Source organism: Desulfacinum infernum DSM 9756 (assembly GCF_900129305.1).
GTDB classification, from domain to species: Bacteria; Desulfobacterota; Syntrophobacteria; order Syntrophobacterales; family DSM-9756; genus Desulfacinum; species Desulfacinum infernum.
Genome location: NZ_FQVB01000003.1, coordinates 53,407 through 67,682 on the forward strand (window position 1 = coordinate 53,407; position 14,276 = coordinate 67,682).

12 protein-coding genes are annotated in these 14,276 nt (G+C 62.0%); 8 read left to right on the forward strand and 4 right to left on the reverse strand.

Translation table 11 applies throughout. The annotated features are described in order from the left end of the window. Position 1: 1 nt before the first annotated feature. From rlmN to yihA, 6 genes are all read left to right on the forward strand, one after another. Positions 2 to 1,036, forward strand: a complete 1,035-nt coding sequence (gene rlmN, locus BUB04_RS00260; RefSeq protein ID WP_073035822.1) for a dual-specificity RNA methyltransferase RlmN — start codon at positions 2 to 4, stop codon at positions 1,034 to 1,036. 152 nt (positions 1,037 to 1,188) lie between these two features. Further along, positions 1,189 to 1,602, forward strand: a complete 414-nt coding sequence (hisI, locus tag BUB04_RS00265; protein ID WP_073035825.1) for a phosphoribosyl-AMP cyclohydrolase — start codon at positions 1,189 to 1,191, stop codon at positions 1,600 to 1,602. After that, positions 1,599 to 2,471 (forward strand): ATP phosphoribosyltransferase, encoded by an 873-nt coding sequence (gene hisG, locus BUB04_RS00270; protein ID WP_084075750.1) that lies wholly within the window; start codon positions 1,599 to 1,601, stop codon positions 2,469 to 2,471. Before hisI ends, hisG begins: the two co-directional genes overlap by 4 nt. Before the next feature lie 23 nt (positions 2,472 to 2,494). After that, complete coding sequence (locus BUB04_RS00275) at positions 2,495 to 3,316, forward strand: tetratricopeptide repeat protein (protein ID WP_143156292.1); 822 nt, start codon at positions 2,495 to 2,497, stop codon at positions 3,314 to 3,316. Between the two features lie 5 nt (positions 3,317 to 3,321). Beyond that, positions 3,322 to 4,470 carry a pyridoxal phosphate-dependent aminotransferase gene (locus BUB04_RS00280; protein WP_073035829.1) on the forward strand — a complete coding sequence of 383 codons (1,149 nt, stop codon included), beginning with the start codon at positions 3,322 to 3,324 and terminating at the stop codon, positions 4,468 to 4,470. 608 nt (positions 4,471 to 5,078) lie between these two features. Next, positions 5,079 to 5,693 (forward strand): ribosome biogenesis GTP-binding protein YihA/YsxC, encoded by a 615-nt coding sequence (yihA, locus tag BUB04_RS00285; protein ID WP_073035830.1) that lies wholly within the window; start codon positions 5,079 to 5,081, stop codon positions 5,691 to 5,693. Here yihA and BUB04_RS00290 read toward each other — a convergent pair. The 3 genes from BUB04_RS00290 to BUB04_RS00300 form a co-directional block, all read right to left on the reverse strand. Next, positions 5,681 to 6,049 (reverse strand): hypothetical protein, encoded by a 369-nt coding sequence (locus BUB04_RS00290; RefSeq protein WP_073035832.1) that lies wholly within the window; start codon positions 6,047 to 6,049, stop codon positions 5,681 to 5,683. The two genes, yihA and BUB04_RS00290, sit on opposite strands and share 13 nt — an antisense overlap. 219 nt (positions 6,050 to 6,268) lie before the next feature. Beyond that, the gene (locus BUB04_RS00295; protein ID WP_073035835.1) at positions 6,269 to 6,475 is read right to left on the reverse strand and encodes a hypothetical protein; all 207 of its coding nucleotides are present in this window, start codon (positions 6,473 to 6,475) and stop codon (positions 6,269 to 6,271) included. An 89-nt stretch (positions 6,476 to 6,564) separates the two neighbouring features. Further along, positions 6,565 to 10,077, reverse strand: a complete 3,513-nt coding sequence (locus BUB04_RS00300) for a translocation/assembly module TamB domain-containing protein (RefSeq protein WP_143156293.1) — start codon at positions 10,075 to 10,077, stop codon at positions 6,565 to 6,567. Between the two features lie 196 nt (positions 10,078 to 10,273). Here BUB04_RS00300 and BUB04_RS00305 point away from each other — a divergent pair, with 196 nt between their 5' ends. Both BUB04_RS00305 and BUB04_RS00310 read left to right on the forward strand, forming a co-directional pair. Next, a complete protein-coding gene (locus BUB04_RS00305) occupies positions 10,274 to 11,296 on the forward strand; it encodes a zinc-dependent alcohol dehydrogenase family protein (protein ID WP_073035839.1) in 1,023 nt (340 codons plus the stop codon). Positions 11,297 to 11,532: 236 nt separating this feature from the next. Next, positions 11,533 to 12,201: an EF-hand domain-containing protein gene (locus tag BUB04_RS00310; protein WP_073035841.1), complete on the forward strand. Its 669-nt coding sequence runs from the start codon at positions 11,533 to 11,535 to the stop codon at positions 12,199 to 12,201. Positions 12,202 to 12,403: 202 nt separating this feature from the next. Here BUB04_RS00310 and bamA read toward each other — a convergent pair whose 3' ends face one another. Beyond that, complete coding sequence (gene bamA, locus BUB04_RS00315; protein WP_073035844.1) at positions 12,404 to 14,248, reverse strand: outer membrane protein assembly factor BamA; 1,845 nt, start codon at positions 14,246 to 14,248, stop codon at positions 12,404 to 12,406. Between the last annotated feature and the right edge of the window lie 28 nt (positions 14,249 to 14,276).

Consider the following 14,276-nt stretch of genomic DNA (forward strand, 5'->3'; position numbering starts at 1 on the left):
CATGGAACGGGTCTTCATCAAGGACTACCCGCTGGACGAGCTGGAAGGCTGGGTAGAAGGCATCGGAGAACGGCGCTTCCGGGCCCGACAGATCTTCCGGCACGTCTATGGGCGGCTCATCCGCTCCTGGGACGAATGCACCGATCTGGCCAAGGCCTTTCGAACCCAGCTGGAGTTCGGAACCCACCTGGACGCCTTGAGCCTGGTCAAGGCCCAGGAGGCGGAAGACGGCACGCGCAAGTTCCTCTTCCGGCTCCACGACGGCCACCACATCGAGTCGGTCCTCATTCCCGACCCCCCCAGGAACACCCTGTGCATCTCCAGCCAGGTGGGCTGTGCCCTGGGATGCCGCTTCTGCCTCACCGGCACCCTGGGGTTGACCCGGAACCTGACCACGGCGGAGATCGTGGACCAGGTCATCCAAGTGCACCACCTGCAAGGGAAAGAAGGAAGAATCACCAACATCGTCTTCATGGGCATGGGGGAACCCCTGGCCAACTACCGGCAGGTGATCCGGGCGCTCAAGATTCTTCTGGACCCTCAGGGCCTGGGCTTTTCCCACCGGCGCATCACCCTTTCCACCGTGGGATTGGTTCCCAGGATGCGGGAGCTGGGAAAGGAAAGCCCCGTCAACCTGGCGGTGAGCCTCCATGCCGCGGACAACGAGACGCGCAGCCGCCTCATGCCGGTCAACCGCACCTATCCCCTGGAGCACCTGATCCGGGCCTGCCGGGACTACCCCATGCCGTCGCGGAAGCGCATCACCTTCGAATACATCCTGATCCGCGATGTGAACGACCGGACCGAGGACGCACGCCGGCTGGTGAAGATCCTCAGCGGGGTCCGCGCCAAGGTGAATCTCATTCCCTTCAACCCGCACCCGTCCCTGCCCTTCCAAAGACCCTCGGAAGAGCGCATCCTGGCCTTTCAGAACATCCTGAAAGACGCCCACATGACGGCCACCATCCGACAGAGTCGGGGCGCCGACATCCGGGCGGCCTGTGGACAACTGGCCGCCCAAGTGGTATCGTCCTGATTTCGCTTCTTAGGAGAGGAGGTCGGCGGAACATGAATCGGCGTCATCCCCGCTGAGGCGGGGAAAGAAAGATACGAAAATCCACCCAGTCCCGAAAGACCGCGTAGATCCTTTTGCCTCGGGGCATGCCGGCCCGGAAACGGCGAGCCGTCATGCCCGTCTTCCAGCGATCCAAGGAGGGTCCCTTGACGGCACATCCAGACTTTTCCAAGGGCGACGGACTGCTTCCCGCCATCGCCCAGGACGCCGAAACCGGCCAGGTGCTCATGATGGCCTATATGAACCGGGAGGCATGGGAAAAAACCGTGGAGACCGGCACCGTCCATTACTGGAGCCGGTCCCGCCGGAAGCTCTGGCTCAAGGGGGAAACCTCGGGCCATGTGCAGAAGGTGGTGGATATTCTGGTGGACTGCGACCTGGACACCATCCTCGTCAAGGTCCACCAACTGGGCGGAGCCGCCTGCCACGAAGGCTACAAGAGCTGCTTTTTCAGGCGCCTGAAGGACGGCGCCTTTGAGATTACGGAAGACAAGGTGTTCGACCCCGAGGAGGTATACAAGAAGTGAAACAGCTGATACTGGGAATCCCCAAGGGAAGTCTGCAGGAAGCGACCATCGCATTGTTCCTGAAGTCGGGCTGGAAGATCTCTCTCACCAACCGCAACTATTTCCCGGAAATCAACGACCCCGAGATCCAGTGTTCCATCTGCCGGGCCCAGGAAATGTCCCGATACGTGGAAAACGGCACCTTCGACGTGGGACTCACCGGAAAAGATTGGATCATGGAAAACGATTCCGACGTGCACGTGGTGGCCGACCTCATCTATTCGAAGGTGAGCCAGCGACCCGCCCGCTGGGTCCTGGCGGTCCCCTACGACTCGCCGGTTCAGGACCTTCAGGACCTGCAGGGAAAGAAGATCGCCACGGAATTGGTGAACTTCACCCGCCGCTACTTCGCCCAGGCGGGTGTGGACGTGAAGGTGGAGTTTTCCTGGGGGGCCACGGAAGCTAAGGTGATCGCCGGGCTTTGCGACGCCATCGTGGAGGTGACCGAAACGGGCGCCACCATGCGGGCCAACGGCCTTCGGATCGTCAAGGAGTTGATGCAGTCCAATACCCAGCTCATCGCCAATAAGCAGGCCTGGGCCGATCCCTGGAAGCGGGAAAAGATCGAGCAGATCGCCCTGCTGCTGCAGGCCGCCCTGCGGGCCGAAGACCTGGTGGGGCTCAAGATGAACGTGCCCAAGGGCAAGCTCAACGACGTGATCGAGATCCTGCCCAGCCTCACGTCCCCCACCACGGCCCACCTGTATCAGTCCGACTGGGTGTCCGTGGAAGTGGTGGTATCCAAGCACATGGTGCGCGAGCTGGTCCCCCAGCTCATCAAGCGCGGGGCAGAAGGGATCATCGAATACAGCCTGAACAAGGTGATCTAGGAAAGGCGGGAAGGGGGGTAACGGTGCGAAAGCAATGCCGGAAGATCCCAACAGCAGCGAGGGTCGCCGGAGACGGGCTTCCCGGGAAGGCGTTTGCCGGCATGCTTCTCGTGGCCTTGCTTGCCGCCTGCGCCCCGGTTCAGACCAGCGGGGACCCCGTGACCTGGATGGGATCCCAGGAACTCCAGGAACTGGGCGAAAAATTCCTGGCGGCGGGCGACACGGGCCAGGCTCTGCGATACCTGACGGCCGCAGAGGAAAAGGATCCCAAAAACCCGTCCATCCACTACGACCTGGGACTGGCCTACGAAGCCCGGCGCCTGGAAGAAAAGGCGGTGGAGCACCTGCACAAGGCCGTGGAACTGAAACCGGACTATTCCGAGGCCCACAACGCCCTGGGGGTCCTCTACGCCAAGCGGGGCCGGACGGACAAGGCCCTGGAGCATTTCCACAAGGCCCTGGCCAACCCTTTCTACCGCACCCCCCACTACGCCTACTTCAACATCGGCAAGATCTACCAGGACGAGGCGCGCTACGCGGAGGCCCTCAGGTATTTCGATGATGCCATCCACTTCGAAAAGGGCTACGCGCAAGCCCACCTGCATCGAGGCCGCGTCCTGGAAGCCATGGGACGCAAGGGGGAGGCGCGGCATGCCTACAGGCTGGCGGTCTATTACGGCCCGGATCTGCCGGAGGCCCAGTTCCATTACGGACGGTTTCTCGTCCAGGATGGGAACTGGGAGGACGCCGCCGCGGCCTTCCGCCGCGTCCTGCGCCTGGCCCCCGGCACCCCCCTGGCGGAAGCCGCCGCCAACTACCTTCACACCATGGGATTCGAGGACTGATGCCGATGATTTGTCGACGTGTGCAGGAGATCAAGCCGTTTCTCGTCATGGACGTGCTGGAAAAGGCCCAGGCCATGGAAAGGGCGGGGGAATCGGTGATTCACCTGGAAGTGGGGGAGCCCGATTTCGACGCCCCGGAGGCCGTCCGGAGGGCGGCCGTGGAGGCGCTGGACAAGGGCCAGACCCACTACACCCACAGCCAGGGCATCCCCCAGCTCCGGGAAGCCATTTGCCGCTACTATGCCGACACCTACGGCGTCCGCCATCTGGAACCGGACCAGATCATGGTCACGTCCGGGTCCAGCCCCGCCTTCCTGGTGGCTCTCAGCACCATCCTGAACTGCGGTGAGGAGGTGATCCTTTCCGACCCCCACTATGCGTGCTATCCCAGTTTCGTCCACTTTCTGGAAGGCGTTCCCAAGCCGGTTCCCGTCTTCGAGGAGGAAGGGTTCCAGTTCCGGCCGGAAGCCATCCGAAAGGCGGTCGGGCCCAACACGAAGGCCATTCTCATCAACTCCCCGGCCAACCCCACAGGCACCCTGCTGGACCGGGAGCGGCTGGAAGCCATCGCCGACCTGGGCCTTTGGGTCCTCAGCGACGAAATCTACCACGGCCTGGTCTACGAAGGGCGGGCTCGATCGATCCTGGAATTCACGGACAAGTGCATCGTCTTCAACGGGTTTTCCAAGCTCTTCGCCATGACCGGCTTCCGGTTGGGCTACCTGATCGTTCCCAAGGACCTGGTGCGCCCCATGCAAGCCCTGATGCAAAACTTCTTCATCTCGGCCAACTCCGTTTCCCAGTGGGCGGGGCTTGCGGCCCTGACCGACCCCACGGTCCAGGAGGACGTGGAACGCATGCGCCGGACCTACGACGAGCGGCGCCGCTTCATGATCCGAAGGCTCCGGGAGATGGGGTTCGGCATCTCCGTGGAACCCACCGGCGCCTTCTACGTGTTCGCCAACGCCCGTCGGTTCTGTGACAATTCGCTGGAATTCGCCTTCCAGGTCCTGGAACGGGCCAAGGTGGGCATCACGCCGGGGGTGGATTTCGGCGCCCAGGGGGAGGGTTACGTTCGTTTCAGCTACGCCAATTCCCTGGGAAACATCGCCGAAGGCATGGACCGACTGGAAAAGTTCCTGTACGGGCGATGACAAGCAGAGCCGCCATCTTCCACCCCTTTTGCGGGCTCGAAGGGCGCGGGCTCCGTGGCGCGGATGCCACCCGGGCACAAGGACTTCGGAGCGGGGCAATCCCCCGGCCCTCTTCTGAAAAGGGGGCCCTGCTCTTCGCAAACCATGCGCACCCGGGCTCTGGGAGCCTGTCCGGGAACTCCTCAAACCGGCACTCCCGCGCAAGCGGGAGTCCATAAGTTGCCGGAAGTCCTGGATCCCCGCTCCCCGTTCAAGCCGGGGGCAAGCTTCGCGGGGATGACGGATGGACGTTGGAAGGGGCAAATGAACCATTTTCAGACAAGCTCCTAGGAGCTTGTCCGAGAATGTTCCTCCGACACAAGAGGCTGGAGAATTTCCGTTCTCTTCGGAGCCGCGGGGCTTCAGCCCCGCGGAGAAGGTCATCGTAACTCCACGAAGTAACAGGAAATACGCGATGGCCTATCCGAGGGCCGGGGATTGTTCCGCAGCCCTAAAGGGCTGCACTACGAGGAAAAAGGTCGTCCGCGGCGTTCTCAGACAGGCTCCTAGGGACCCCCAAGGAAGAGCCCCCGGTACGGACCACGGATCACGAATTACGGATCACGCTCATGGAACATCAGGCGGGTTTTTCCCTGCAGATCCATTCGGCGGAATTCGTCACCTCGGCGGTGGCCCCGGAAGGCTACCCCCCGGGAGACCATCCCGAGGTGGCCTTCGCCGGTCGTTCCAACGTGGGCAAGTCCTCCCTGATCAACTGCCTACTCGGCCGAAAGAAGCTGGTGCGCACGAGCCGCACCCCCGGCCGGACCCAGACCCTGAATTTTTTCCTCATCAACGAGAGCTTCTACTTTGTAGATCTTCCCGGGTACGGATACGCAAAGGTCCCCCAGAAGATCCGGGAACAGTGGGGTCCCATGATCGAGAGGTACCTCACCACACGACGTCGGCTTTCCGGCGTGGTCCACATCATGGACCTGAGGCATCCCCCCACCACCGACGATCTGCTTCTGTGGAATTGGCTGAGAGAGATGGGAATCCCGGCCGTCCCCGTGCTTACCAAAGCGGACAAGGTTTCCCGCGGCAATCGCGCCAGGCACCTTCGAGACGCCTCCCAGCGCCTCGGGATCGAACCCCGGGAAGCCGTCGTCTTTTCAGCCGTCACCCGGGAGGGATGGCAGGCACTCTGGGAACGATTGATGCCCTGGATCGGTTATTCGTCGTAGACCATCTCCCCGATTTCCGGAACCCGCCGGAGCACCCGGTATGCACCTTCGCTCTTGAGGGAATAGCGCAGCCCTTCGAAGGTGAACTCGTCCTGGAAACCGTAGGGAAGGTGCAGGTCCTCCGATTCCGACATGGTTTCCATGAGGAAGGAGAGCACGCGGGCGTATTCCGTCAGGGCCTCCGCAATGTTTCGGGTGTCGATCCAGATTTCCTGAACGTTGAAGAGCTTGGTGAGCCCTTCCGTGTGCAGCCCCCCGGCATCGGGATCCCTCACGAGGGAGATGACCTGTTCGGGTTTCCGGCTGTTTTGGATCTTCAACAATTCGATCCTGGCGGTGTTTTCCGTTGTTTCCATGCGATTTCCTTTCTCGCAGGGTCGCGCCCCGGCGCGGTTGAGCCGGCTCGAAGACGCCCTCATCGAGCAATTCTTGTCGGCTTTCTTTGGCATCGCGGGATGAGCGGGGGCGGACAAACCCCGCCCCCTCACCCCAGAGGTCAATCCATCACTGTAGGGGCTGGTTTTGTGCCCTCCCGACAGGACCGAATCAGCAAAGGACCTTCCACTTGGGCTCCTCTACGCAGAACGGCTCTTCCTGGGCGCGGGAGCCAGGCATTCATCGCGGAAACAGCAGTCCAACCGGTCGCAGTAATCCTGCGCCGTCCCGAAACAGTCGAAATTGCCCTCGGCCCTTTGGATCTCCCGGATCAGATCCACCTTTTTCTTCCCGAATGAATTGATCCCCAAAGCCTTCGCCTTAACCCGTATTTCCTGCATCTTCATGGCATAACTCCTTGTCCCCGTGCCCATCTTCCGGCATTCGGCGCACCCGGTCCACTGCGAGGCCCACGGCAGCCCTGCAGAGCCATGCCTCAATCCCCGAAGTCATAACGGAAAAAGACATCCACACCGCTTTGGTTCTCCCTGCCCCACTGGCTTTCAACGGAAATGTGACGGTTCAGGCGGTATTCCGCCCGCAATTGGTCCTTGTCGTCCCCCGCCAGCCCCTTCTGGTAAGTCACGTAGAGCTCCGGAGTGAGGTATTTGCCGATTTCCACCACGTTTCCATCGGACGTACCTTTCAATTCGAACACATCGGGCTTGAGAGGCATATCCCCGAGCAGGTCTCTTACCACGGCGGTGGTGCCAGAGCCCACAAACTGTACGCCCCGCCGCTGCAAGGCCCCGGCCTGGCGGGCGCTCAGCTCACCCGCCGGCCTACCGTACAAAAGATAGGACACGATATCCACCTGATCCATGGCGGGGGAGCTGGAAAAGCTGAGCACCGGCCGGCTCAACTGCCCCGTGAGGGATGCTGTGACGCTCACGTCCCGAACGTTTTTCTGGCAAGTCACGTTGAGAAGGGGATCGGGTTGTTCCAGACCCCGGAAGACGAGCACTCCGCTCACCAGGCTCAACCGGACCCCTTGGAACACGTACTCTCCCTTGACCGCCTGAAGGGTGCCGTAGAGCTTCACCGGGCCCCGGCGGGTCTTCTTGATCTTGGTCGCCCCCTGGACCAGGGCTTCCAGTCCGTAGCCCCTCACCCACGATCCTTTCTCGGGCAGGTGAATCTCCACATCCAGTGTGGTCCGCTGGAACAACCCCGGCCTTCGCCGCTCTTTTCGATCCCGGCCCAATGGAACCACGGGACCTTCCTCCTTGTCGCCCACCACATGGATATTGCGAGCCAGATCCAACTCCAGCTCCCCCAGATTCATTACGGCTTCCGTGAGCTGAACCCGTCCCTTGACGTCCGGCCGAAACTCCCCGCCTTCCTGGGAAAAGACCCCCACGGCATTCCCGCGTCCTTCGATACCGAACAGCTCGGGAAAGCGGACGTCGGTGCCATCGGCATGGAGCTCATAACCGAGCACCTTCCCCATGCGGTGGCGCAGCACGCCGCGTGCCGTCACGTCCCCATCCAGCAGGCGGAACCGGGCGTCCTCCACGACCAGCCGGTCGTTTTCCAGCCGCCAGCGCGCCCGTAAGCCCTGGAAGGGCTCCGCCCAGGATTTGAGCTGGAACGCGCCGTGCTCCACCCGGCCTTCTCCCTCCAGCCGAAGATCCTGCAAGGGCCCCGCCAGTCGGAGCCTGCCCTGCAGGGTTCCCTTGAGGGTCTCCATGAAGGGCAGGTAGGCCGTCCCGCTCTCCAGGGGAAATTCCTCTGTTCGAAGCTCGATCACACCCTGGGCGTCTTCAGGAATCCGACACACCTTGGAGCGAAAATCCAGTTCCAGCGGCCAGCGGCCGTTCGCATCCACAACCCCCGTACCCGAGCCGGTTCGGACATGAGCCGTAAAACTCAAAAAACCTTCGCGGTAGTCGCCTTGCACCTGCACGGAAGCCGAAGGATATCCAAGGTCTTCTCCCGGACGGATCCCTCCCGCAGCCACTTCATAGGAAAGCACCGGACTCTCCCAGGATCCGTCCAAAACGAGGACGCCTCCCAGCACCCCCGTCCCGAAGGTCCGCTTCGCCAGCCGCTTCGACCATGCCCCCAGATCCAGCCCCTGAACCCTGAGGCGCAGATTCCGAGGGCCGCCCTTGGTGACCTCCCCGGACAGAAAAAGGGACTCACCCCCGTGGAGGATTTGCCATTCCTCCAGGTCGACCCCGGCAGCCTCCACGCGCCCCCGCCCTGAGAACCGAAACGACTCCTCCCCCATCTGCACCGAACCGCCTTCCACTCGAAACGTCTTGGGAAGGGCCCACACATTCTCCACGCGCCCCTGGAGGCTGAGCCGATCCGATCCCAGGAGGCCTTGCCCGGTGACCCGGAACTGAATCTGGTCGGATGCACCTTGATTCAGTTCCACCTCCAGGGATTGCCCCCGGGTGTCGTTGAGAGCGAAGGAAGAAAGGCGAACGGTCGCACGGCGCGGGCCGTCACGCCCCAGGATCCGCCCCTTTGCGACGACCTTCAGGCCCTCCGCCCGCACGCCCAATCCCTGGACGTTGCGACCCCGGATCGTTCCCTCCCACACGGGATCGCCCCAGGATCCGGACAAGGACCCATCGAAATCCACGGTCCCCGAGATGGATTCCCCTCCCAGTGCTCGCCCCAGCAGGGCCAGATCCAGGCCCTTTCCCGCAAGATGGAGATCCATCACGGGGCGCCACGGAACGACGTCATCGGACGCCGCTTTTCCTGGAGGAAGGAGAATACGGCCGGAAGATTCCACGCGACCCGGCCCCAGGATCACGTCCCCGCGGGCAATCTGAAAGGCCTCCGGAGTCCATGTCCCGTGGATTTCCGTTCCGGCCAGGGAAACATCGACCACCGAACCCTCTTGGATGCTCAGCCGCAGAGCCCCGGAGATCCCGCCCACGAAGTGCCGCTCCACCCGGATGTCCGCCTTACCGGAAAGGCTCACCGGCACCTGTGGCTTCGGAGAGACGTCGAGGTCCTGAAACGCCAGGGACGTGTGGGCGGACAACGTCCCGTCACCTCTTGTCAACCGTGCATCTCCCCATACCCTGCCTCCCATCATCCGAACTTCGTAGGTTGCCTGGAGGTCTTCCGGGCTGCCGAGAAGCCTTAGCCGCGCCCGAACTTCCCCTTTCCCGCACGCGAGGGGAATTCGGGGAAGAATCGGGTTGGGGCACACCGCCTCACAGGAAACACGGATGTCCATCCGGCCCGACGGAAACCCCGGCCATCGCCCTTCGACCCGTGCGGAAAGGGTATCCCCCGCCTGCACTTCCAGCGTCTCAACCGCAAGAGCTTCCGGCATCCAGGAAAGCCTTCCGGAAAGAGCCACCGGACCGTAGGAAGGCGTATCGACGTTCCCCCGCCAGTCCTCCAGGCGAATGTCCAGGCCCGAAGTTCCGTCTTCTCTTCGAACACCCTCCAGCCGGAGGATTCCGGTCATCTCCTTGATATCCAGGATCTTGTGTCCGTCCTGGTGAGCCCGCACCCGGGCCTCGATCACCTGGACGGAAGGCAGCGGCATCCGGTCCCACCGAAGCGTCGTCCCATCCGATGCCTCCTTTCCTTGGATCGGGGGGATAGGCAGAGCCCATCGCCCGTCCGCCTTCCTTTGCACATCCAGGACCGGCCGCACCAGGATCAAGCGGCGGGCATGGAAATACGGGGAACTCAGGCTCAACCGATAATCCAACGCCACGGACTCGGCCTCCAGGAAAGGCTCCTGGCCCTGCGAAGCGGCGCTGACATGCTGCAGGCGGATTCCCTGAAAGGGGTTCCAAGCCACTTTGCTCACATTCAGTTGGATCCCCAGCTCGTTTCGGGCCCAGTCCGTGCCGTAGCCGATGATTGTGTGCTGGACCCACGGCACATGCAGGGCCAGCACAAGGGCGATGGCGGCGGCCAGCCCCACGCCCGACACGGCAAGGACGATGCGTACGATCCACGCGCCCACCCGGGAGTCCTTGGTGCGTCCTGTTTTTTCGGCCCCCCCGTTGGGGGATTTCCGGATGTGTCTCATGGATTTCAGATGGGACCTCCTCTATCGGGAGCCTTGCATGAGCCCCGTCTTTCGTACAATATGCGAATTATCCTGCACCCGATGCGTCAAGGCAACAAGTGATTGAACCCAGCATGCGGAGGCACTTCCCATGAAGGCGATGGTTCTGGAACGTTGCGCGCCCATCGAAACCGAACCCCTTCGCATCCGGTCCCTTCCCGACCCCGAGCCGGGCCACGGGGAAATCCGGGTGCGCGTGAGGGCCTGCGGCGTGTGCCGGACGGATCTTCATGTGGTGGAGGGGGAGCTTCCCCCCTTGGACCATCCAGTCATACCGGGACATCAGGTGGTGGGGGAAGTGGACGCCCTGGGAGCCGGCGTGCGGCTTTTCAAAGGTGGAGAGCGAGTGGGCATCGCCTGGCTGCGCCATACCTGCGGACAATGCAGCCATTGCAAGAGCGGCCGGGAGAACCTCTGCGAGCAGGCGCTTTTCACCGGCTACCACGCCCCGGGCGGCTATGCCACGCACGTGGTGGTGCGCGAGGATTTCGCCTATCCCGTTCCGGAAACCCTCGGCGACGCGGAAGCCACGCCCCTGCTGTGCGCGGGAATCATCGGGTATCGGAGCCTCAAACGGTGCCTGTGCGGCCCCCAGCCCACCGGTTCATCGGCAGACCGGCCCAAGCTGGCCCTGTACGGCTTCGGCTCCTCCGCTCACATCGTGATCCAGATCGCCCGCCACTGGGGATACGACGTATACGCCGTGTCCCGGACTCCCCGGCACCAGCGCCTGGCCCTGGAGCTGGGAGCCCGTTGGGCCGGACCGACCGCGGAGGAGATGCCCGTAAAACCCGGCCACGCCATCATCTTCGCACCGGCCGGCCATCTTGTGCCAACGGCTCTGGAACACCTGGAAAAAGGCGGCACTTTGGCCCTGGCGGGGATCTACATGAGCCGGATTCCATCCTTGGACTACGAAAAACACCTCTTTTATGAAAAGAACATCCACAGCGTGACCGCCAACACCCGCCAAGACGCCCGGGAGCTCCTGGAGATCGCGGCCGCCGTACCCATTCGCCCCGAGGTTCACACCTACCCCCTGGAGCAGGCCAACCGGGTCCTGCGGGATCTCAAAGAAGATAAGATCCGGGGCACCGCCGTCCTGCTGCCCTGACGGACCCGCTCGTCCCGGGGCCATCATCGAAAGATCATGCACACAGCCGCGGCAAAGGCATAGAGCGTGCCGCCGTAGTAGGCGCGCCCCCTCACCCTCCGTCATCTCTTCACATTTCTTTACTGATATTTACATACTCTTAACTCATCGATTCCACAAAAAGATCCGTTTATTGCTTTAGGTATTTTGAGGTCGGTTTCAAATCATCCAAACACCCCAAAGAAAGGAGGATCAAAATGGTCAGTTCGGTGGAATTCGGTATGACATCGGCACTTTTCGGGCAAAGCACCCAACAAACACGGATCCTGGACAGGATCGACAGCGATGGAGATGGAACCATCACCAAGGAGGAATTCATAACCAATCGGCCGGAAGATATGGACGAGGAACAGGCTGAAGAAATGTGGAGCACGTTGGATACCGAAGGGGCCGGCAGTCTAAGCGGAAGCGATTTCATCAGCCTCATGCAAAGCATGCGGCCGCCTCGTCCACCGCAGGGCGGTGACGAATCTCAACGTTCGGCGGGACTTCAAGGTCTTCTCGAAAAGATCGACGAAGATGAGGACGGTACCATCACCAAAGCGGAATTTCTTGCGGCCCGGCCGGAAGACATGAGCGAGGAGCAGGCTGAAGAAATGTGGAGCATGTTGGATACCGAAGGGGCCGGCAGCCTCTCACAGGCTGAATTCTTGTCGGCCATGGAGACCTTGAAACCTCCGGCCGGGCAGGCTCCCATGGGCTCTTCGGTACCCCCGAGCGAGAATGGCGAGGAGTCGGAATCGGACAGCGACGCCCTGACACAGGCGATTCTCAGCGCAATTCAACAATACACCAACGGATTATCAAGCGAAGCCCTCTCCGGCAACCTGCTCGCCTCGTCCGGGCTGCTTTCCACCACCGCTTAGTCACATCCCCCAGGCGGAAGCTTTTCCTGCTTCCGCCCCTTTACACCCAGCTCCCGTAGCCCATCCGGGCGAACACCCATGCCGAGCATCAGGACGCGAACAGACCCGTCCTCCTCCGGGGCTCGGGCCGGATTTCTTTGCGGCGGGAAAAAGATTCCCGCCCTTGGGAAAAATCTGCCGAGCCCTGCAAAGCCGGGAAATCCTAGAAGGCGTGGCCGATGCTGAAATGGATCTGGTAGCGATTGAAGGGGGCGTCGTCCGGCGGATTGAGCTGGTAGCCCAGGTCCACGCGCACGGGTCCCACCGGCGTCTTGTAGCGCAGTCCCACACCCGTGGTGAACCGGAGCTGGTCCCAGACAAGTTCATATCCCCGGGGATAGACGTTGCCCGCATCCAGGAAGAGCACCCCTTCCCAGGAATCCTTCAGGGGGAAGCGCCAGTCCAAGTTCCCCTCCAGTACGGTGAGTCCTCCCAGGGGATTGCCCGCATCGTCCAAAGGGCCCAGTTTCTGGTAGGGATACCCCCTCACGGAATTGCTTCCACCGGTGAAATAGCGCTTGAAAATAGGCACATAGCTCGTGTCTTCCAATTCCTTGATGCTCCCCCACCGCGCCCTCAGGGCCAGGACCCCCAGCGGGTCAAGGGGCAAGTAGGCCCTTCCTTCCAGGCTCAGTTTGACGAAACTCACGTCCGAGCCCAGCAGCCCGCTTCCCCACTCCAGCCGCTGAAACACCTGCCAGCCCTTGTGGGGATCCAGCAGGTCATCCACCCGCTGGTAGCTGGCTCCGGCCACGAGAGAGGAAACGAAATAGTCTTCCCCTTCCTTTTCGGCGCCGAGCGTTTGATCCGGTTGCAGGTCCAGGCTGAGGAGTTGGTTGGCTTCCAGGTTGTGACCGAGATAGAAGAGCAGGCGGTCCGATTCGCGAATGTTCCATTGGTTGCGGATGTAGTACTGCTCGTTTTCAAAACTTTCCTGGATTTCCCGGGAATAGCCGCCGGAAGAGGTGAGGAAGGCATTGGGCCAAGGAAAGTGCGGCTGAAGCAGGCGACCTTCCACGTATCGGGCCAGGGAGCTGGCTTTGGCGCTCACCTGCAAATTGCGGCCGCCGCCCAGGAAGTTCCGATACTCCCAGCCGAGCATCCCCCGCAGCTTGTCTTCCGTGCCGTAACCCGCTCCGAATCGTATGCTCTGGCTCTTGGCTTCCTTGACCACGATGTGGATGGGCAGCCGGGGACCGGTATCGCCTCCCTCCACCACCTGGACGTCCACGAAAGAAAAGAGGCGTGTGTCCATCAGGCGTTTTTGGGAGGCGGTGACGGCGGAGGTCCGAAAGCGTTCGCCTTCCCGGAAAGTCAGCTCCCGCCGGATGACGTCCGCGCTCACCTTGCGGTTTCCCTCGATCGTAACGGGGCCGAAATAACAGGGCGGGCCCATCTGGACGTCCACTCGGATGACGGCCTTCCGCGCCTGCTTATCGAGGCTGCCGCCGGTCTCTACCTGCGCTCGCGCGTAACCCCATTCGGCCAGGAAGCGGCGCACGGTCCTTTCGATGTTTTCGAAACCCGGGCTGGTGAAGCGCCCCCCCTCCTTCAGGGGCAGGGCGGACAGGAGTTCCTTGTGCCAGGGACCGCTTTCTTTCCCGTCCACGTAAAGCCGGACCGACTCCACGATGACCGGATCTCCCTCATCCACCTGAATTTCCAGGATGTGGTTCGACCCCGCCAGGGGAAGGAGGCGATACCCGAGGACCCTGGCATCGTAGTAGCCTTCGCTTCGATACAGCCTTTCGATGCGCTCCAGGTCCTTTTCCAGCACCTGCTCGTCCAGGGGCTCGCCGCCGAACCAGCGGAAACGTCGAACCCGCGTCTCCATGACCTTCTTCAACCGGTCCGGTGACAGCCCTTGGACACCCACGAAACGGAGGAAGCGCACGTAACGGACATCAGAGGAAGGGGATGGACGGGAGGCTGCTCCCGCGGGAGCCCCTCCCATGGCGATGGCGAAAAGGAGGATAAGGAAAAGGCGTTTCCCCAACCGGGCGGGCATCCACGCGCAACCCTTGGAGGTTTGAATC